The organism is Glaciimonas sp. PAMC28666, assembly GCF_016917355.1.
Classification (GTDB): domain Bacteria; phylum Pseudomonadota; class Gammaproteobacteria; order Burkholderiales; family Burkholderiaceae_D; genus Glaciimonas.
This window is the reverse complement of sequence record NZ_CP070304.1, coordinates 4,061,659-4,080,942: the sequence shown is the minus strand read 5'-3', so window position 1 is coordinate 4,080,942 and position 19,284 is coordinate 4,061,659. Positions and strand designations below refer to the sequence as shown.

The following is a 19,284-nucleotide window of genomic DNA, read 5'->3' as shown; positions in this document are numbered from 1 at the left end:
TTATAAAATGTGGATACTATTTTGCTGTCGCCAAAGCGGTCCCTGGTGGCTGCCACACAATGTCGGCGACTTTGATCGCCTTCGGAATCAGACCGATCTCTTTAAAGCTATCCGCGACACGCTGTTGATCTGTCACCATCGCCGCATGCAATACAGTGGTCGGTGACGGGCCCGGGCGCCGCGCCAAAAATAGATGCACGGTGGCCAAATTCAAACCGCTCAAATCAGCAATGCTTTGCGCGACTTCCTTTCGATGCGCTTGCACATATTGATCAGCTTTTGTAAGCTCATCCAACAAAATCAACACCGTGTTTGGATAGGTTTGCGCAAAAGAACGCGATGCCAGATAGAAAGAATTATTATTTGTCAGCCCTTTTCCAGTTGTCAGTACGCGTGGTTTAAGCGCTAATTCTGCTGCGCCGTAATAAGGATCCCAAATAGACCAGGCATCAACACTGCCGCGCTCAAATGCTGCTCGAGCATCTGCGGGGGCCAGATAAATAGGCTGAATATCAGTCCATGTCAAACCGGCTTTCCTGACCGCCTGTACCAAAAGGAAATGCGCGCTTGAGCCTTTTTGAAGCGCAATTTTCTTACCCTTTAAATCTGCTAAAGTCCTGATAGAAGAGTCGGAAGGTACAATAATTGCCGAACTTTCCGGCTTGGGCGACTCTGCGCCAACGTACACCAAATCTTTATTGGCAGCTTGCGCAAAGACCGGTGGACTGTCGCCGGTCAGACCAAAATCCAGACTGCCGACTGATAGCGCCTCCAGCAATTGTGGACCGGCTGGAAATTCCAGCCAGACTATCTTGCTGTTCTTAAAGCGTTGTTCCAGAATATTGCGCTGTTTCAAAACTACCAAATTAACCGCGCTTTTTTGGAAACCAATGCGGATTTGCTCAGGCTCCTTTTTATCAGCGGTCGCCATGGCTGACGCTCCCACCAAGGAGAAATTCGCAAACAAGATCAGCAAGATAAACTGGCGCAGCACCCTTGTCAGCGCCAGGCAACCGAATTTCCGATGGAAAAAATGTTCACTCTTCATCGTATCTACCTATACCTTGGCGGCTGGCGCAGCTAACACCGCATCACGCGTCGAGATTCTTCTCGGAATCAACTTCAGCTCGAAAAAGGTATCTGCAATTTTTTGTTGCTCCTCCAATACTTTGTTGTCAATAGGCTTGTAGATATGTGCGTAATTTTTTAAACCAATTTCGATAACGTCTTTGTCCAAACCTTGGATCGGCGCCAGTTGTACCGAGGCTTCTTTTACGTTTGCGCGTATCCACTGTCCTTCTTTACCCACTTCGTCGAGAATCGCGCTGATGATTGCTGGATTTTTTTCTGCGTATGGGCGCGCACTCAAAAAGAATTGATGATGGCTGACGACGCCCGCGCCACTCGCTAACACCCTGGCATTAAGTTGCTTGATTGCCGCAGTTTGAAAAGGATCCCAGATCGCCCACGCATCCACCGCGCCACGTTCAAAGGCGGCGCGCGCGTCTGCCGGTGCGAGATAAATCGGTTGAAATTCGGAATAAGAAATATTTGCTTTTTTCAGGAGGCTGATCACCAACCAGTGCACATCCGATCCTTTATTAAAGGCAATCTTCTTGCCCCTTAATTCCGCTACGGTGTGTATCGGCGAATGCTGCGGGACCAGGATGCTTTCTGCTAGCGGTGTTGGAATCTCATAGCCGCTATACACAAAATTGGCCCCCGCCGCCTGGGCGATGATCGGTGGCGCTTCGCCAACATACCCAAAATCAACCGATCCAACGTTCAAAGCCTCCAATAATTGCGGCCCGGCTGAAAACTCTGCCCACTTTACCTCGATGCCTAACCGTGCCAGATGCCTTTCCAAAGTACCGTGTGCCTTCAAAAGCACCAACGTGCTGGCTGCCTTTTGATAACCGATACGCAGCACGCGTTGGTCCTGTGCCCATGCACACTGCGGCACTAACGTGGTGACGGCACCAGCTGCCGCGGCAGATAACATCGCCAGCGCACGGCGACGCGTAAGTAGTTTGTTTTTAAATTCGGTCATATCAAATTCCTGAAAATCGTCATTTTTAGACGAAGCCCTCCCCAACCCGATTATTTGGGTTCTTAAAGCATCGTCATACGATGCGGTTGGGGAAATAAACTATAAATCGTTCGATCAGGGCCAGATGCTGAGCGTCCACCCCGTTCATGTGTCACGACGCGTACCAGACGCGCCGGATAACACCCGACACAGGCAATATTTAAACGCTACATCGAATCTGGGAGAACGGAATGGCGGTAAAACCACTACCACTTACGTTCTGGTGTGCCAACAGACTGTTAGATAACTGCTCGACACCCTCGTTAATCCGATTGACGATTTCTGCCGCCAGTACGAGACCGTCCTCTTCCGACCAACTCACCTGCGCTTCCGTCGCATAAATACTTTGCAATACATGCCTTGGTCCCAACGATGACAATACCGGGCGCAAGGCATAGTCCAAAGCCAGCATATGTGACTGGCCGCCACCGGTCGCGAGGGGCAACACCAACTTGTCCTGTAAACCAAATTGCGGTAACAAATCCAAAAATGCCTTCAATGCACCGCTGTAGGCGGCTTTATAGACTGGAGTTGCCACTACGACTGCGCTAGCTGCGGCGACCTGAGCCAATGCGCTTTGAATTGCCACATTGCTGAAATCGGCATGCATCACGGCATCACCCGGCAAATCCCGAATGTCCAGCTTGGTATATCGATGTCCTAACAACGCCAGTTTTTCCCCGATATGATGCAAAACCCGGGTGGAACGGGATGGTGCCGAAGGGCTGCCGGCTAATAAAAGGATAGTCATTTTTTTCAAACTTTTTAAACGATGTTCTAAACCGAAAACAAGAGCAACGCAGGTGACCTATGCCGGGCCTACATCACCTGACTAATCACCTGACTATCATTGATGCCGCCAGCGGGGCAGCCTCCAAATCCGTAAATATGATTCTTATTTTGCGCCAGGCTGGTAAATTTGATCAAACACGCCGCCATCGCTAAAGTGCGTTTTTTGGGCCTTCTGCCAGCCACCGAAAACCGTATCGATGGTGAACAGATTTAATTTTGGAAAACGTGATGCATACTTGGTCGCGACCTTTGGATCGGTCGGACGATAATAGTTGTGTGCTGCGATTTCCTGGCCCTCAGGCGAGTATAGATATTGCAGATAAGCTTCAGCAATCTTACGGGTGCCGCGCTTGTCGACTACCTTGTCGACGACAGCAACCGGCGGCTCTGCCAGAATACTACTGGATGGGAATACGACATCAAATTTGTCTTTGCCGAATTCGGCTTGCACCAGATAGGCTTCGTTTTCCCACGACAACAAGACATCACCAACACCGCGTTCAGCAAACGTGACGGTTGATCCGCGCGCACCTGAATCCAGCACCGGAACGTTTTTATACACACGGCTAATGAAGTCACGTGCCTTCGCGTCGTCGTTGTTATTCTTCTTCAGAGCATAACCATAGGCGGCAAGATAAGCCCAGCGTGCACCACCGGAGGTCTTTGGATTAGCGACGATCACGGATACGCCAGGCTTGGCGATATCATCCCAATCCTTAATCCCTTTTGGATTGCCTTTGCGCACCAGCAAAACAATGGTCGAAGTATAAGGTGTGCTGTTATGTGCGAGGCGCTTTTGCCAGTCGGCCGGCAACAGTTTAGCTTTGGCAGAAATCTCGTCAATATCATACGCCAGCGCCAGTGTGACTACATCAGCGTCCAGACCGTCGATAACCGAGCGCCCTTGCTTACCGGAGCCGCCATGGGAAGCTTTGATTGTGACGTTATCGCCGGTTTTTTCTTTCCAGTATTTGGCGAACGCTTTGTTATATTCCTGATAGAGCTCACGGGTCGGATCATAAGACACATTCAGTATCGAAAAATCCGCCGCGCGTACGATAGGCGCGATGCCAATTTGAGCCACTAACGCAATGGTGATTGCCGTTCGGACGAGTTGTTTCAACATGATCTGCTTCCCTGGACTTTTTTTGTTTTGGAGAAGACAGATTAATCAGAGTGGAGAAAAAAAAGAACGAATTCTTTCTTCTCTCGTTATGCGGAAAACAGATAAGCATGGACAACCCCAATGCATAAGGGGCCGCCATTTCTATCAAAATAACGGATAAAGAATCACTATCCATGTCGCGAGCGCCAGGATACAGGTTAATAACACCGCAGCACTGCCAAAATCTTTCGCATTTTTTGATAAGGGATTGCGTTCTAGCGAAACCCGATCCACTACCGCTTCAATCGCTGAATTAATTAACTCGACGATAATGATCCAGACCAGCACCGCAATCAGGAGCAATTTTTGGAGCGCTGAGACCGGCAGAAAAAAGGCAATAATAATACCCGGGACCACCACCATTAATTCTTGCCGAAATGCGTTCTCATTTTTCCAGGCTGACTTTAGTCCATCATAGGAGTAAAACAACGCAGAAAATATCCGCTTGAGACCTTTGGTGCTTTTAAATTCGCTAATAGGTTGCTCAACTGCCAGCTTTTTTTCGCTCGTACCGGATGGTGACTTTGCTGAGGAAGCCGATGATGGATTCTGTGTTTGTTTGCGCATGCTGAACTTCACTTCAAGTCTGATTTTTGGCAAAGGTCGCCGATGAAATGGCTAGACGTTTATGGTGCTGCTGGCGAATTTTAACAGCCCCATATGACAAGCTTTACCGTTAGCGGACAAAATTCAGCTTTAAAGTAAAAAGGTTGTTGTATGGCACGCACCTAGCTTGAGGCGCCTTATTTCGTGCTACCAGCCACTGTCTGCTCTGTAACAGGTTCGTGCCAGTCGCCCTCGTCCGCGACGGTCCAGTCAGCCTTTACTTTACCCGGCGCATTTTGATCTTTGCGCTCCCATAATCGAAACCCGCCCAAAAAAGCGAAAGCGTTGTCGCCACGTCGCGTGTGAGGCGGCAAGCGCTTAAGATGGACGACATTGCCGCCGCCTAATACCACGTAATCTGGCAATAACGCTTTGCGAAAACCCTTCACGACGTCTTTGACCAGACCACGCCATTTTTTGTTGCCCATCTTTTCCCGGCCCAGTTCGCCCAGATAATCTTCGTAAGTACGTCCATCCGTATAAGGTAAGTGTCCCAATTCCATCGCCGCTATCACGCCGTCGACAATGAATGCTGAACCAAGGCCAGTCCCCAAGCCAAGAAACAGCATTTTCCCACCTTCGTAGCCACCCAACGCCTGCATCGCAGCATCGTTAATCACCTTTACCGGTAAGCCAAAGGCCGCCTGAAAATCGAATCCGACCCAACATGGTCCGAGATTTTCGGGTTCGCGTACGATCCGACCACGCCTGACCACGCCAGGATAGCCCATCGATACTGCATCGAATTCCCAACCTTTAGTAATGCTGAGTATGCCTTTGACCATCAACTCCGGCGTCATCTTTGGGCCTGATTCGAAATTAACTGGGGTTTTATTGTCAGTTGACACACACTTCACGTGGGAGCCGCCAACGTCGATAACCAGTATTTTCATAGGTTTGTCCTTTCTCTGATTTGTCATCTTTGTCATAGTTGAAATACTCACGATGTACGCGTTACCGATCCGGGCCGCTGTGCGGTATCGCCTACGCGAGTCGCTTGCTGTACCGGGATGGATAACAATCTGGCCGTATTAATCAATGCCATGTGGGTCAACGCTTGCGGGAAATTGCCCAGCATATGGCGTCCCGGCACGTCGTATTCTTCCGATAGCAAGCCAACGTCATTGCGCAGGTCAAGCAGACGCTCAAACAATGCCTCGCCCTCTTCTCGACGCCCCATTAACACAAGACTGTCGGCGAGCCAGAATGAACAGGGCAGGAATACGCCCTCCCCTGGCGGCAGCGCATCCACATTGGTACCGGTCGAATAACGCAAGACGAGCCCGTTCACCATCAGGCTGCGTTCGATAGCTTCCACAGTCCCACGGACGCGCGGATCATCACAAGGCAAAAAGCCAACCTGCATCATCAATAACAAACTTGCATCAAGATGAGATGAGCCGTAAGACTGCACGAACGTATTGTTGATGGCGTCGTATCCTTCAGCGCAAACCTGTGCATGAATCGTGTCGCGCACCTCGCGCCAGCGCGCAACCGGACCTTCAAGTCCAAACACTTCAACATCCTTAATGGCCCGATCAAAGGCAACCCACGCCATCACTTTGGAGTGGGTGAAATGCAGGCGCGGACCGCGAATTTCCCAAATTCCTTCGTCCGGTAGCTGCCAGTTCGATTCTAGAAAGTGTAGCAACGCAACTTGAATCTTCCAGGTGCTGAGATCGGATTCCATGCCGGCCGAACGGGCCAGATGCAAGGTATCCATTACCTCCCCGTAGACATCAAGCTGAAATTGTTTCGATGCGGCGTTGCCCACACGCACCGGCGCAGCATTGCCATAACCCGGCAACCAGTCCAAAACTGTTTCATCAAGGCGTCGCTCACCGGTAACACTGTAGAGTATCTGTAAATCCTCGGGACTACCCGCGGCGGCGCGCAGCAACCACTCGCGCCAGGCGATCGCCTCATCCTGGTATCCAGCCAGCAACAGCGCATTCAGGGTGAAGGTCGCATCGCGTAACCAGCAATAGCGATAATCCCAGTTGCGAACGCCACCCAATTGTTCCGGCAAGGAAGTCGTGGGCGCCGCAATTATGCCACCGGTAGGCGCGTAGATAAGCGCTCTTAGCGTGATCAGGGAACGCACTACGGCGTCGCGCCAGCGCCCCTGATAGATATTACGCTCGGACCATTTACGCCACCCGCTTTCAGTGATCTTTAGCGACTCCTCGGGATCGACGATAATCTGAGTCGCCTCATAGGAGGGCCGATAATTGAGGGAAAATGGTACACGCTCGCCTTCATTAACGTGGAACTCGGCGACACTTTTCATGTTTTCGCCGTGGACGTCCACGGTCGTGCGCAGCTCCAGCGTATGCGGCCCGGCCGTTGCTAACAACACGTCATCCACTTGCTGCACCCAAGGCACGATGGACCCATAGTCAAAGCGGATGATGAGCTCCATGCTCATCGCCACTCTTCCGCTCACGCCCTCAACAATCCGCAAGACATCCCAACGCTCATCCGACACTGGCATGCAATCGATGATGCGGACGACACCATCGTCGGTTTCAAATTCGGTTTCTAAAATCAGGGTGCCATCACGGTATTGCCTTCGCGTGCTGCGTATCGCAGCTTGCGGTGCGATCAGCCAGCGCCCGTGTTCAGGCGCGCCTAGCAATGCCGAGAAACAGGCGCCGGAATCGAAGCGCGGCAAACAAAGCCAGTCAATGGAGCCATCGCGACCGACCAACGCCGCAGTATGGCAATCACCGATCAGTGCATATTCTTCAATGGGAAGTGGCATCAGCAAACCTTATGTTGGTTAGCAGCTTTCGCCGCAGGCATCATTCTGTCTTATGTGTCCGCTTATTTGAATATCCCGCCACGCTATGGTGACCGGATGCAACTCAGTTTCATGATACCCCGTTTCTCAAACGACATTGCGGTGCGGGTAAAGCGTGGGAGCAGAAACGAATCTCCCCGACGTTTCTGGTTAAAACCAGCAATGATGGTCGCAACTGCTCACCTGATAAATAACAACTCGCAAAATTAATAATTTTGACATCCTGATGTTTATTGCATCAGCGAAATGCTTCAGAATAGCATTCCTCAATTTTTCACATTGTGATATAACATATCATTTCGCCGTCAATCAGACAGAAATCACCTATTCTCATGAAACCAGCCCCCGCAGACGATCTTGGCAAGACTTCCATTCAGGTCATTGAACGCATGATGTCATTGCTGGATACGCTTGCGCTCTACCCTGATCCGGTCAGTCTGAAGGAACTCTCGGCGGCAACCAGCCTGCATCCCTCTACGGCCCATCGCATTCTGAATGACCTGGTGCTCAAGCGATTTGTGGATCGCTCTGAACCGGGGACCTATCGGCTCGGTATGCGCTTGCTGGAACTTGGTAACGTGGTTAAAAGTCGCCTTAACGTGCGCGAAGCAGCGCTAGACTTTATGCGTACTCTCCACCGGAAAACTAATCAAACTGTCAATCTTTCGGTTCGTCAAAGTGACGAGATCGTGTATATCGACCGTGCATTCTCGGAGCGCTCAGGGATGCAGGTAGTGCGCGCAATCGGAGGTCGTGCGCCATTACATCTGACCTCGACCGGGAAGCTTTTTCTGTCAATAGACGATCCTAAGTTGGTCCGTGCCTATGCAACGCGCACCGGCCTGGCGGGTCATAACAAAAATTCGATCACCGATCTGAGCAAGCTGGAACGTGAACTAGGGTTAGTTCGCTCGCTAGGCTATGCGCGTGACAATGAAGAGCTCGAACTCGGTGTCCGCTGCATGGCAGCAGGCATCCGTGACGATTCAGGCAAACTGATAGCCGGTTTATCTATCTCGGCTCCTGCGGATCGTTTGCAGGAAGAATGGGTCGCAGATTTGATGACGACCGCGCAGCAAATTTCGGCCGTCTTAGGATATGCTGTGGCCGCGGATAGCTGAAGCACGTCACCCGGGCTAAATGCTTTTTAATGCTTTTTAATGCTTTTTAATGCTCTTCAATGCTTTTCGTCGGGCTGCTCGTTAAGGGTATCAAATAACGCAATTTGCAATTTTGAGTGAAGCTTAACAAAACGCTGCCATAATAAAAACGCCAGGCCTGCCGCTGCAATCAAAACCAAAATAAGTAAATTGGTGGTCGGTAAAATTCGGCTACTGAGGATAACGATTAGCAACATAATACCAATGATCGACAAGGCCGGAATCACCTCGGCAATCACGCGCCGGACTGCGTAAGTATGCAAACCGGCATGCTCCGGACGCACCGCGATTTCTGCCAACAACATGCTCAGCGCTTGCAATTTGCGATACGTCGCGATCAAAAACGGCAATGAGATCAGCAAAGCACCGCCCCAGACGACTGCTTTCTGAATTTGTATATCTGCGATCCAGCCCGACATCCAACCGCCTAGCGTATCCGAGAAGTATCCACAGATAATAAAGATTGCAGCAACCATTGCCAGATTCACTGTAACTTGCAACAAGATACGTCGAATGATTTTTGAAAGCTCGGCACGGTCACCCTGCGGTTGCAAGCTCTCCAGCCAAGTCGAATACATGCCGAAAACTGATGCCAGTTTCACCGGCATCGACTTCGCGAGTCGCGCGGACAAAGGGTCAGCCAATTTGATCAGATAAGGTGTCAACAGGGTCGTCATGACCGATACAGCGACGACAGTCGGATACAGAAAATCACTGGTCACTTTTAAACTGACGCCGAGCGCGGCGATGATAAAGGAGAATTCACCAATCTGGGCCAGCCCCATCCCGACCCGCATGGAGGTTCTGCCGTTATGACCTGATAGAAAAGTGGCGATGCCGCAACTCACCAGCTTACCCAATACAACGGCAATCGTGATGACCAGGATTGGCAGCCAATATTTCACCAGCACAGTTGGGTTAACCAGCAGTCCGATAGCGACGAAGAAAATCGCACTAAACATATCGCGTATAGGCTCGATCAGGCGTTCGATCTGAGGCAAGTGGCGCGACTCGGCCATCACCGCGCCAATGATAAAGGCACCCAATGCGACGCTATAGTTAAGCTTCATTACCAATAAACAAAAGCCGAAACAGAGACCCAGTACTGTAATCAGGAACACTTCTTTGTTCTTGAATTGCGCGACGTAGGCCAGCAGGCGCGGCACAATCAAAATCCCTAATACCAGCGCCACAATCATAAATAATAAAAGACGTCCAACCGTTCCCGCAACCTCGATTGCATTCACAGAGCCAGTCGCAGCAATCCCGGACAGCAAGGCAATCATGCCGATGGCGAGGATATCTTCGATGATCAAAATACCAAAGATCAACTGCGCAAACTTTTCCTCTTTCATCTTGAGCTCAGTTAATGCCTTGACGATAATCGTGGTTGACGAGACAGCCAACATCGCGCCGAGAAAGACAGCGTCCATGGTCTTCCAGCCGAAGTAGACACCGATCTCATAGCCAACCCATAACATCAAACTGATTTCCGCTAAAGCCACTAAAAATGCCGTTGCCCCGACTTTCCCCAGCTTTTTGAGACTGAACTCGAGCCCTAAAGAAAACAGTAAGAAAATGACCCCAAGCTCTGACAGAATGTGAATCGTGTGTTCATCCTGAATTAACTGGAACGGCGGCGTGTAAGGACCAATGATAATACCCGCAACGATGTAGCCGAGTACAACGGGCTGTTTGAAGCGGTTAAATACCACCGTTACCACTCCGGCTATCAGCATGATGACTGCCAGATCCTGGATGAACAACTCTACTGCAGGCATCGTGAAATTTTCCTTTAAAATGGGTACAAGCGTGTTGGAATCAAGGAAAATATAATGAGACGATCTAAAAATTATTTCCCTGATTCAACTGATCATCTCGGCATAATAGCGTATCGACCGGCGTATCGACCGCGATAATTTCATTCGGAACGCACAAAAGGCAGCCAACTCAATTCTCTTGTCACAGACCGTAACGGCGATATGCGCAAAAAAAACTACCACCATCGGATAGCCTATCAAGGTCGATAACGAGCCGAGGCACCCGAGGCCTTTCAGCCCTGACGCTGCCGCCGTCGTCGACGCCGATACATTTCCATTAGCGGGGTCGCGGAAATACCATGCATGACGATGGACATTGCCACAACCGTCAACACAATAGAACTGATACGCGGTGCTAACGCTTCCGCTTTATATCCGGCGGGGGCAATCCATTGGTATTGCAGCGCAAACGCCAGATAGTAAATCGAGCCAATTCCCTTGATGCCGAACCAAGCCATCAGACGTCGCTGCAGAGCCGTCACATTGGCACCGACCAGCGCGATGGCAACTGACAACGGACGGATGACAAAAAATAGAAGTAACGCCAGCACGACGCCATAAACCGAAAAGCCGATATGGGATAACAAAATGCCGGTGAGTATCACCATCAACAATTCTGCAAAATTCTCCAGTTGCTGATTAAAACCCAGTACCGTTTCGGTCATGTAGGCCGATGCTTTCGCTGGATGCGTGGCAAGTTCTTCATCCCCTTTTACGGGCAGTTGATAGACTGCTTCATCAAGGCCACGATCAGCACGAAGTTGGCCGCTATTGGTAGACTCAATCCGTCGCATCGCCAGACCCGCGGCGAATACTGCTAAAAATCCGATACCGTGAATCAGCTCGGTTGCACCGTACGCCAATGCAATGAGGCCGATGCCAAGAAACTCTTCCATGCCCAGAGCCAGTCGAAAACGCCGTCGCAATCCAATCACCACGCGGCCCACCAGCCATCCCAAAATCCAGCCACCGCCGAGCCCTGCAATAATGCTCCACAATACATGCGACACGGTATAAATGTTCGCAAAAGCCCCTGCTGACGGGACCCCCAACCAGGCCAGTCCAAGCATCACAAATGGAAATGCGGTGCCGTCGTTGAGGCCACCTTCCCCGGTAAGGCTGAAGCGAATCCGATCGCGATCGCCGAGATCTTTTATCTGAACGTCGGACGCTAACACCGGATCGGTCGGTGCCAGGATTGCTCCCAACAAAACCGCCGCGCCCAATGGCAAGTCACATAGAAAAAGACCCGCCACCGTAATGAGCGGAATCGTTACCAGCATCGCCAGAACGCCCAGGCGTAACGGAAGCCGCCAAATGCTATCACTTAAGGGCATACGTAACTTTAGCCCGACCGTGAACAACGATAGTAACAGCGCGATTTTGGCTACCGTTGTCAGCAATAAAGCGTGCTCGGCTGGCACAAATGTAATCAAGCCGCTGACCGCAGGCCCCAATATATAACCGACAGGCAGATAAAACATAGCGGGGCTGACCGGCCAGCGCTCCAATAGCGATGCCATTAAACCCATCGACAATAACAAAATGCCGACGATCAGATACCAGATAAGAGAGTGATCGATGGCAATAACTCCTCGCAGTTAAGGTGGGTCAGGCGCGTCTACTAAAACTAGCAGAGAAGAAAGCGATTAGGAGGGCGTTAACGGAGCGAATCCAACCGAATTTATCAAGCTAATTGAAAGCGTATTCCCGTATGCACTCTCAAGCGACTTACTGGACGGCGGCGGCTTTGCTACAATTGCGGTGATTGCGTTAATGCGCAACTGAAAGGCTTTTAGAAAATATATGTTGGACGCTGCCTCATAGCACGTATACCCGCACCAGAAAATAGCGATCAACTCTGCTGTATAGAGTGTTTTGATGGAATGAAGTTCATCCAGCATCAAACGCTAATCGCATTATCACCGTACAAGCTTGTCACAATTTAGTGACCATATGCCCTGTCAAAGCGCTTCCTGCGTTGAGCGGCAAACGACGAGCGACCGGTATTGAGGCCAGCGAGAACAATGCAATAACGAGGAATGCTGGCCAAAAATCGGCAGCGACTACCGTAGCATGGCCTTGCAAGCGGCTTGAAAATATAATGGCCAGCCCACCGATGGTGACGCCGAGACCTAACGAAATTTGTTGCACCACGCTCGACAGGCTGGTAGCCCGACTCACGTCCGCACTATCCAGTTCAGCATACGCCATCGAATTGAAACAGGTAAATTGCATCGAAGGGAAAAAGCCGCCCAGGAGTACCACCGCAAGCATTACCAGATACGGTGTGTCTATTGTGAACAGGCCATACGAGGCCAATGCCAGTGCGGCGAGTAATGCATTCCAGATTAATACAGACCGGAAGCCGAAGCGGCGCAATACATTGCCGCCGATAGCTTTCATGAAGATCGCCCCGAAAGCCGACGCGCAAGTAATCGTACCGGCGTGAAAGGCGGTCATACCCAGACCGATTTGTAACGATAGTGGCAGTAAAAACGGCACCGCCCCAAGGCCGATCCGGAATAAAGAGCCAGCTAGCACACTCACCCTAAAGGTAGGAATTCGCAGCAAGCTCAAATCGAGTAGTGGAAAAGGCGCCGTGCGTGCGTGCCGCAGGTACAGCAACAAGAAAAGTACGCCAACCGCGCACATGCCGGCCGCCAGCTTCGCAGAGACCAACTCACCGTCGATCAGGGACAAGCCCAACATCAACATCGTGCTGCCGATTGCTGAAAGAACAAAACCTTTTACATCCAGTGGTTGCTGCTCATCCGCCCGGAAGTTCTCAATAAAACGACCCGCCAGATAAATGCCGAGAAGACTAATCGGAACATTGATAATGAAAATCCAGCGCCAATGAAAGTAAGTGGTGATGAACCCGCCTAGCGGTGGACCGATTACCGGCCCCAGTAACGAGGGTATTGTCAAATAACTGATCGCCGTCACCAGATCTGAACGCGGCACCGATCTGAAAATAACAATCCGCCCAACGGGCACCATCATCGCCCCGCCTATTCCCTGTAAAAAGCGCGCAGCAACAAACGCAAGTAGAGAACTCGATACCGCGCACAATAACGATCCCGCCATAAAGACGCCGATAGCTGCACGAAATACGGGCCGAGCGCCAAAGCGATCCGCGACCCAGCCACAAATGGGGATAAACACGCCGAGTCCCACCACATAAGCAGTAAGTGCAAGCTTAAGGGTGATAGGCTGCTGCCCCAAATCATGCGCCAACACCGGCAACGACGTTGTAATCACCGTTGCGTCCATGTTTTCCATGAACAACGCACAGGCTACGATAAGGGGAATGAGGAAAGTACGGCGCACTGCAGTCAAGGGAAGAAAACGCTATTTAATAAGCTGGTTAAAAAAGTAGAGCACAACAACAATGAAGCCAGACATAAAAAAGCGCCCTACAGGAAGAGCGCCTTTTCAATCATTTATTGCTCAGCTTTGACCAGAGGCGATCTTGGCAGTTAAAGTCGGCAACGTTGAATTATTTTCTGCCAGCCATTTTCGCATCCGGTCTGCGTCTCCCTGACGCGAGTATTTCCCACGTCCGTCCAGAAATACCATGACCATTGAGCGGCCTTCCAGGTTTGTTTGCATCACCATACAACGACCTGCTTCGTTAATGTAGCCAGTTTTCTGCAGGCCAATTTGCCATCCCGGATTTTCAACCAGGTGATTGGACGTGTTGTATTGCAGCGGACGACCACCCGGCTCTACCAGATATTTGGAGTCGGTAGAGTATTGACGAATGATCGGATGCTGATAAGCGGCAATCACCAATTTTGCCAGATCACGTGCACTGGCCACGTTCAAATGGGACAAGCCTGTTGAGTCAACATAGTGCGCCCCGGTCATGCCGAGTTGTTTCGCCTTCGCATTCATTGCAACAACGAATGCCGGCAAACCGCCCGGATAGTTACGGCCGAGTGCCGATGCAGCGCGATTCTCTGAACTCATCAAAGCGATATGCAGCATATCAGTGCGACTCAATTGCGACCCAATGCGCAGGCGTGAACTGCTATGCTTCTCACGATCAATATCATCATCGGTGACGGTAATGATCTCATTCATGTCTTGCCGTGCTTCGACCACTATCATGCTCATCATAAGCTTGGTCAGCGAAGCAATCGGCAACGCCACCTGCGAATTTTTGTCGAATAAAATCTGACCGGTAGTTTGATCAATCACCAACGCGACGTTCGACTTCAGTTCCAGCGGGTCACGCGTCAAATTTAACCCGGCAATCTCTCCGGCGGACAACACGGGAGGAAGGATGACCGCTGGCGGAGCATAAGAAGCACGTTGAAAGACGACCTTACGATGCCCTTTGACATACACCACTTTTCTCACCACACCTTCGCGTTGCTCCAGCGATGCGAGGTTATGCTGACGGGTTGACTTTTTTCCGGATGCCCGACTGGCAACGCGCTCGCGTTTGGCTGATGTGCTTGCGATCGCGCCTTTAACATTCTTTGAACGAACCGCCTTGGTCGCGACCGCTTTTTTCGCGACGGCGGATTTAGCAGTCCCTTTGCTGTTGACGCTTTTTGCGGTAGCTTTGCCTGAACTTGCTGTGGAATCGTTATCCGGCGCCGCAGATGCTGTTGCAACTGCAAAGAATAATGACAATAAAATAACTAGCGCGGATTTGGCCATGGACGGCTCCTGTTTCACAAGCAAATAATCTGTCAAAGTGTAGGCATATCGAGCAAAAATCGCAAGAGAATTAAGGAGTTAGCTGCCGCAATTAAACACTTTTCTCATTGCAAATTTCCGTGCGCACGAAAATATTGTGCAATTATTATCGAAAAGATCATTTGTATTACTATTCGACCTATTACCATTTTATCCAAACTTGTCTATTTTTCAACTTCAATTAATACCGAATCAATCGAAAAAGAATAATCCCCTTCAAGCTTAAAATAACTCTGCACCTCAGCGGGAGCGCTGTCCCACAGTGATTTAATCGCAACGATACGTTCCGGTGGCGTCCGCATTCTGGAAACCCAACTATCGAATTGCAATGGCAGCTTCCAACTTTTATCCGAAATCAACTTGAAGCCCGCTTGATTTAACAACTCTTGCCAGGCCGGGAGACTACGATTGCGCACATGTGACGCGTCACGCAGCAACTCAATTGACTGCAAATACGTATCTGACAGCACATTATCCGGAGAGGCGGTATCAATAACGATGCACCTTCCACCCGGCTTAAGCACCCGCCTCATTTCGGCCAATGCCAGCGGTAGATTAGTCCAATGATGGGCGCTATAGCGCGTGCATATCAAGTCAAATGTTGCATCGCGGAACGGCAGTTGGTCAGCGCTGCCCTGGCGGACCTCTAAATTAGCCAGACCGCGCTTACTTGCCTCGGCAGCCACCACTCGCAACATTTCTTCCGACAGGTCGTAAGCGATCACTTTGGCAACGTGTGGGGCCAGCGCGAAGCTGACGTGACCGCCACCACTTCCGACATCCAGGGCAAGTGGATGTTGAAATTCTTTCGCGTAAGCAGCAACATCCTGCAAATCCGCACCTTGCGAATGGACCGTGCTGGTTAAATAGGCCGCTGCAGTGCTGCCAAATTGTTCTGTCACCACTTGATCGTGGTTACGCATTGTTGCACCTGCGTCGCCTGTATCAATACTTCTCATTTTTATCTTTCTTGAAAGTAACGCGCCACCATAGAGAGTTTAGCGGACGCGCGGAGGTCTCGGCAAAGATTGAGGCTTACTTTTTTACAACGAAAACAACACCGGCAATGGCTACCAGCATTCCGATAATTCCTAATAGATTAAAGGCTTCGCCGAACATTACCCATGCCATTACAGCGGTCGTCGGTGGCGTCAGATAAAGCAAACTTGTGACGCTCGTCGCAGCGCTTCTCCGGATTAAGGTAAACAGTAAAAAGATGGCACCGATCGATAACGCAAATATTGACCACAGCAGAGCGCCAATAAAACTCGCTGTCCATTGCACCATCGGCAATCCTGGTGAGAGATGCTCAAAAGCAATCGCAAATGGCAGGATAACCACGAATGAAGCGCTGAACTGAATGATCGTGCCGGTGCGTAAATCGAAATGCGGACAATGATGTTTTTGGTAAAGAGTGCCTAGTGTGATCGAAATAAGCGCCATCACAGCGAAGGCAATGCTGACCCAGGACAAACCCACCAGACTGATTTTAGCCGCCACCACCAAACCAACGCCGCCCAAACCCAATAGCAGGCCGATCCATTGCCGCGGACTGACCGCTTCGCCAATCCACCTTGCCGCAACAGCGGTTAGTATGGGCTGCATGCCGACGATGAGTGCCGATATGCCGGCAGGCATCCCCAATTTGATCGCGCACCAGACTCCTGCAAGATAACCAGCCTGCAATAGTAGTCCTGCAACTGCGATGTGCCGAATTTTCCCCACCGGCCATGGCGCTTTCAAAATCAATACCAGCGGTACCAACACGATCAGGACACCTGCAAATCGCATTAACAAAAAAGTTAATGGTGGTGCATAAGGCAGACCGAATTTGGCGACGATAAAACCGGTGCTCCACAACAGAACGAACCCCATCGGCAAAACGAAAAGCAAGCCCTGTAAAAAGCGACTTTCGAGTGGCGTTACCGCTGGCTTAGCCAAATTCAAATCGTTTGATTCCATCTGGGAAGAAGTAGAAGAAACGGGGATAGAGGGCGTTCTGGCTGGCTGCATGAAAAATTTCTATCCGAAGTTAAGGGGCGAGACATTAAAAGGCAAAACATTAAGAGGCGATACATCGCCAGAAGTAGCTAAATAGGTGACTTGCCGATGGGCGTGACGCGCCGCCAAAGCGATCGTTTGTAAATGGACCGACACTGTATCCTGAACGTTTTTCCCATAGCCACCGGCCATTGTGACCGCGAGCGGAATGGCGCGCTGTCCGGCAGCTGAAAATACCATTTGATCGCGCTGGCCCAAGCCCTCCAGACTAAGTTTCAAACGCCCCAGCCGATCGCCCTCATGTGGGTCCGCGCCGGCGAGATAAATGATTAATTGCGGCGCAAAACGGAGGAACATTTGATCCAGCGCTTGCTGTAACGCTTGCAGATAATCATCATCGCCAGTACCGTCAGGCAAGCCGACATCCAGATCGCTGCATTCTTTGCTGAACGGGTAGTTGGCTGCACCATGAAGCGATAACGTAAATATAGAGTCATCCCGCGCCAAAATGGACGCGGTCCCGTTGCCCTGATGCACGTCAAGATCAACGATGGCAACGCGCTCGACCCGTCGCTCAGCCTGCATCAGTCGTGCCGCTATTGCCGAGTCGTTAAATACGCAAAAGCCGCCGCCATGATCGGCATAAGCGTGATGGGTTCCCCCGGCCAAATTAACCGCAATCTGATCGCTCGTCGCTAAGGCCGCACGGGATGCAGCGATCGTGGCACCCACCGAACGCCTTGAGCGCTCCACCATATTTGTCGACCACGGAAAACCAATTTCTTTTTGTGCCGCGGCAGTCAAACTACCTGCAGAAACAGCCTCGATATAATGCGGATGATGCGCCAGCGCGAGAACACCGTCCCTGGTGGTGGGCGCTTCCTCCAACACAACACCAACGTTTTGTGCCTGTACACCTTCGCGTATCAGGCGGTATTTTTGCATTGGGAAGCGATGCCCGGCAGGCAGAGGCAACACAAAATGGTCACTATAAAAAGCTTTCACGTGGGGGCGACTGATCGTGCGATAAAACGCATAGTTTAGCAGTTTACGCCAAGCCCTTCTTGTCTCGAACCATGAGAAGATTTCATTGTTAAATATTTGGGTGGAATCAAATTAAATAATTTCTTACCGACGCTCCTTGCTGCGGCGCACAACAATTGCTTGACAGAGAAATGCAATCGGAATAAATTGACTTTATTGCATCGCACAATGCAGAATTGCTTCGGTACAATGACCGTCACTTAAGCATTATAGTTAGCAGCGCTTGCAATAAACTGATTTCGGAACCGTAGTTTTAGCTAACGTTATCCAGATAAAAAGTATGCCGGGAAGAAAAGCCGTACGCAGGTGGGTACGGAAGTATCACGAGTGCAACTTTGGTGCGTGGCAATTTTCGAAAGAGGTTTAGTATCCACTTTGTTCCTCACTCACACTGTATAGCACTTTTGGAGAAGCTCTAATGTCTACACCCGCCGAACAATTCTCGTCCGCAGCGAAAGCTAATTTTGAAGCCAACCTGGCACTCTTTAATGATTTCACAGCGAAAGCATTTAGTGGTGTGGAAAAATTGGTCGAGCTCAATGTGACCGCCGCAAAAGCCTCCTTTGAAGACTCCAATGCAACGACAAAAAAGCTATTTTCAGCAAAAGATCCTCAGGAATTTATCTCGCTGAGCTTGGCTCAAACGCAACCAAACACCGAAAAAGCGATTGCCTATAGCCGTCATTTAGCCAATATTGCTTCGTCGACCAAAGCCGAACTCACTAAGACTGCAGATGCTCAGGTCGCCGAAACCAAACGTAAAGTCCTCGAACTATTCGACCAGGTAGCGAAGAGCGCTCCAGCGGGAAGTGAAAGCGCGATTGCTTTTGTTACTTCGGCAATCGGGAATGCTACCGCTGGCTACGAGCAATTCACCAAGAGCGCCAAGCAAGCGATGGATACCATCGAAAGCAACATCAATAGCGCTGTCGAGCAGTTATCGCAAACCGCAGCCAAAGCGTCTGCTATCACCCTAAAGAAATAATACAACTGCTCGGAACGGCTAATGTAACTAATGCAGCCAGGTCTTGCTTTACAACGGTAAGTTGAAGTAGCAATAAAAAGAAGGAGGTGTCAGATGATATCTGGCA

At 50.5% G+C, this 19,284-nt stretch carries 16 protein-coding genes; 2 read left to right on the top strand and 14 right to left on the bottom strand.

Annotation, left to right across the window (positions count from 1 at the left end; translation table 11 throughout):
• Window positions 1-16: 16 nt before the first annotated feature.
• The 7 genes from JQN73_RS17310 to JQN73_RS17280 form a co-directional block, all read right to left on the bottom strand.
• Entirely contained in the window at window positions 17-1,048 is a 1,032-nt protein-coding gene (locus tag JQN73_RS17310; RefSeq protein WP_205320220.1) for a sulfonate ABC transporter substrate-binding protein, read from the bottom strand.
• A 9-nt stretch (window positions 1,049-1,057) separates the two neighbouring features.
• Window positions 1,058-2,050 carry a sulfonate ABC transporter substrate-binding protein gene (locus tag JQN73_RS17305; protein ID WP_205320219.1) on the bottom strand — a complete coding sequence of 331 codons (993 nt, stop codon included), beginning with the start codon at window positions 2,048-2,050 and terminating at the stop codon, window positions 1,058-1,060.
• 199 nt (window positions 2,051-2,249) lie between these two features.
• Window positions 2,250-2,840 carry an NADPH-dependent FMN reductase gene (gene ssuE, locus JQN73_RS17300; protein WP_205320218.1) on the bottom strand — a complete coding sequence of 197 codons (591 nt, stop codon included), beginning with the start codon at window positions 2,838-2,840 and terminating at the stop codon, window positions 2,250-2,252.
• 144 nt (window positions 2,841-2,984) lie between these two features.
• Window positions 2,985-4,007, bottom strand: a complete 1,023-nt coding sequence (locus tag JQN73_RS17295; RefSeq protein WP_205320214.1) for a sulfate ABC transporter substrate-binding protein — start codon at window positions 4,005-4,007, stop codon at window positions 2,985-2,987.
• Between the two features lie 144 nt (window positions 4,008-4,151).
• The gene (locus JQN73_RS17290; protein ID WP_205320212.1) at window positions 4,152-4,613 is read right to left on the bottom strand and encodes a diacylglycerol kinase; all 462 of its coding nucleotides are present in this window, start codon (window positions 4,611-4,613) and stop codon (window positions 4,152-4,154) included.
• 176 nt (window positions 4,614-4,789) lie between these two features.
• Window positions 4,790-5,545: an ROK family protein gene (locus tag JQN73_RS17285; RefSeq protein WP_205320210.1), complete on the bottom strand. Its 756-nt coding sequence runs from the start codon at window positions 5,543-5,545 to the stop codon at window positions 4,790-4,792.
• 47 nt (window positions 5,546-5,592) lie between these two features.
• A complete protein-coding gene (locus tag JQN73_RS17280) occupies window positions 5,593-7,416 on the bottom strand; it encodes a glycoside hydrolase family 15 protein (RefSeq protein WP_205320208.1) in 1,824 nt (607 codons plus the stop codon).
• 371 nt (window positions 7,417-7,787) lie between these two features.
• Between JQN73_RS17280 and JQN73_RS17275 the strand changes: the two genes are divergently transcribed.
• Entirely contained in the window at window positions 7,788-8,576 is a 789-nt protein-coding gene (locus JQN73_RS17275) for an IclR family transcriptional regulator (protein ID WP_205320206.1), read from the top strand.
• A 56-nt stretch (window positions 8,577-8,632) separates the two neighbouring features.
• On the opposite strand, the gene JQN73_RS17270 is transcribed toward JQN73_RS17275, so the two are convergent.
• The 7 genes from JQN73_RS17270 to JQN73_RS17240 all read right to left on the bottom strand — a co-directional run bounded on the left by JQN73_RS17270 (window position 8,633) and on the right by JQN73_RS17240 (window position 18,094).
• Window positions 8,633-10,396: a cation:proton antiporter gene (locus JQN73_RS17270; protein ID WP_205320204.1), complete on the bottom strand. Its 1,764-nt coding sequence runs from the start codon at window positions 10,394-10,396 to the stop codon at window positions 8,633-8,635.
• Window positions 10,397-10,668: 272 nt separating this feature from the next.
• A complete protein-coding gene (locus JQN73_RS17265) occupies window positions 10,669-11,979 on the bottom strand; it encodes a sodium:proton antiporter (protein ID WP_205320202.1) in 1,311 nt (436 codons plus the stop codon).
• Window positions 11,980-12,373: 394 nt separating this feature from the next.
• Complete coding sequence (locus JQN73_RS17260) at window positions 12,374-13,768, bottom strand: MFS transporter (protein WP_205323434.1); 1,395 nt, start codon at window positions 13,766-13,768, stop codon at window positions 12,374-12,376.
• 120 nt (window positions 13,769-13,888) lie between these two features.
• The gene (locus JQN73_RS17255; RefSeq protein ID WP_205320194.1) at window positions 13,889-15,109 is read right to left on the bottom strand and encodes a serine hydrolase; all 1,221 of its coding nucleotides are present in this window, start codon (window positions 15,107-15,109) and stop codon (window positions 13,889-13,891) included.
• Between the two features lie 203 nt (window positions 15,110-15,312).
• A complete protein-coding gene (locus tag JQN73_RS17250) occupies window positions 15,313-16,071 on the bottom strand; it encodes a class I SAM-dependent methyltransferase (RefSeq protein ID WP_205320192.1) in 759 nt (252 codons plus the stop codon).
• 112 nt (window positions 16,072-16,183) lie between these two features.
• Window positions 16,184-17,023: a DMT family transporter gene (locus tag JQN73_RS17245; RefSeq protein WP_240162590.1), complete on the bottom strand. Its 840-nt coding sequence runs from the start codon at window positions 17,021-17,023 to the stop codon at window positions 16,184-16,186.
• 147 nt (window positions 17,024-17,170) lie between these two features.
• Window positions 17,171-18,094 (bottom strand): histone deacetylase, encoded by a 924-nt coding sequence (locus tag JQN73_RS17240; RefSeq protein WP_205320190.1) that lies wholly within the window; start codon window positions 18,092-18,094, stop codon window positions 17,171-17,173.
• Window positions 18,095-18,611: 517 nt separating this feature from the next.
• Here JQN73_RS17240 and JQN73_RS17235 point away from each other — a divergent pair.
• On the top strand, window positions 18,612-19,178 hold the full coding sequence (locus JQN73_RS17235; protein WP_205320188.1) for a phasin family protein: 567 nt from the start codon (window positions 18,612-18,614) through the stop codon (window positions 19,176-19,178).
• Window positions 19,179-19,284: the final 106 nt, after the last annotated feature.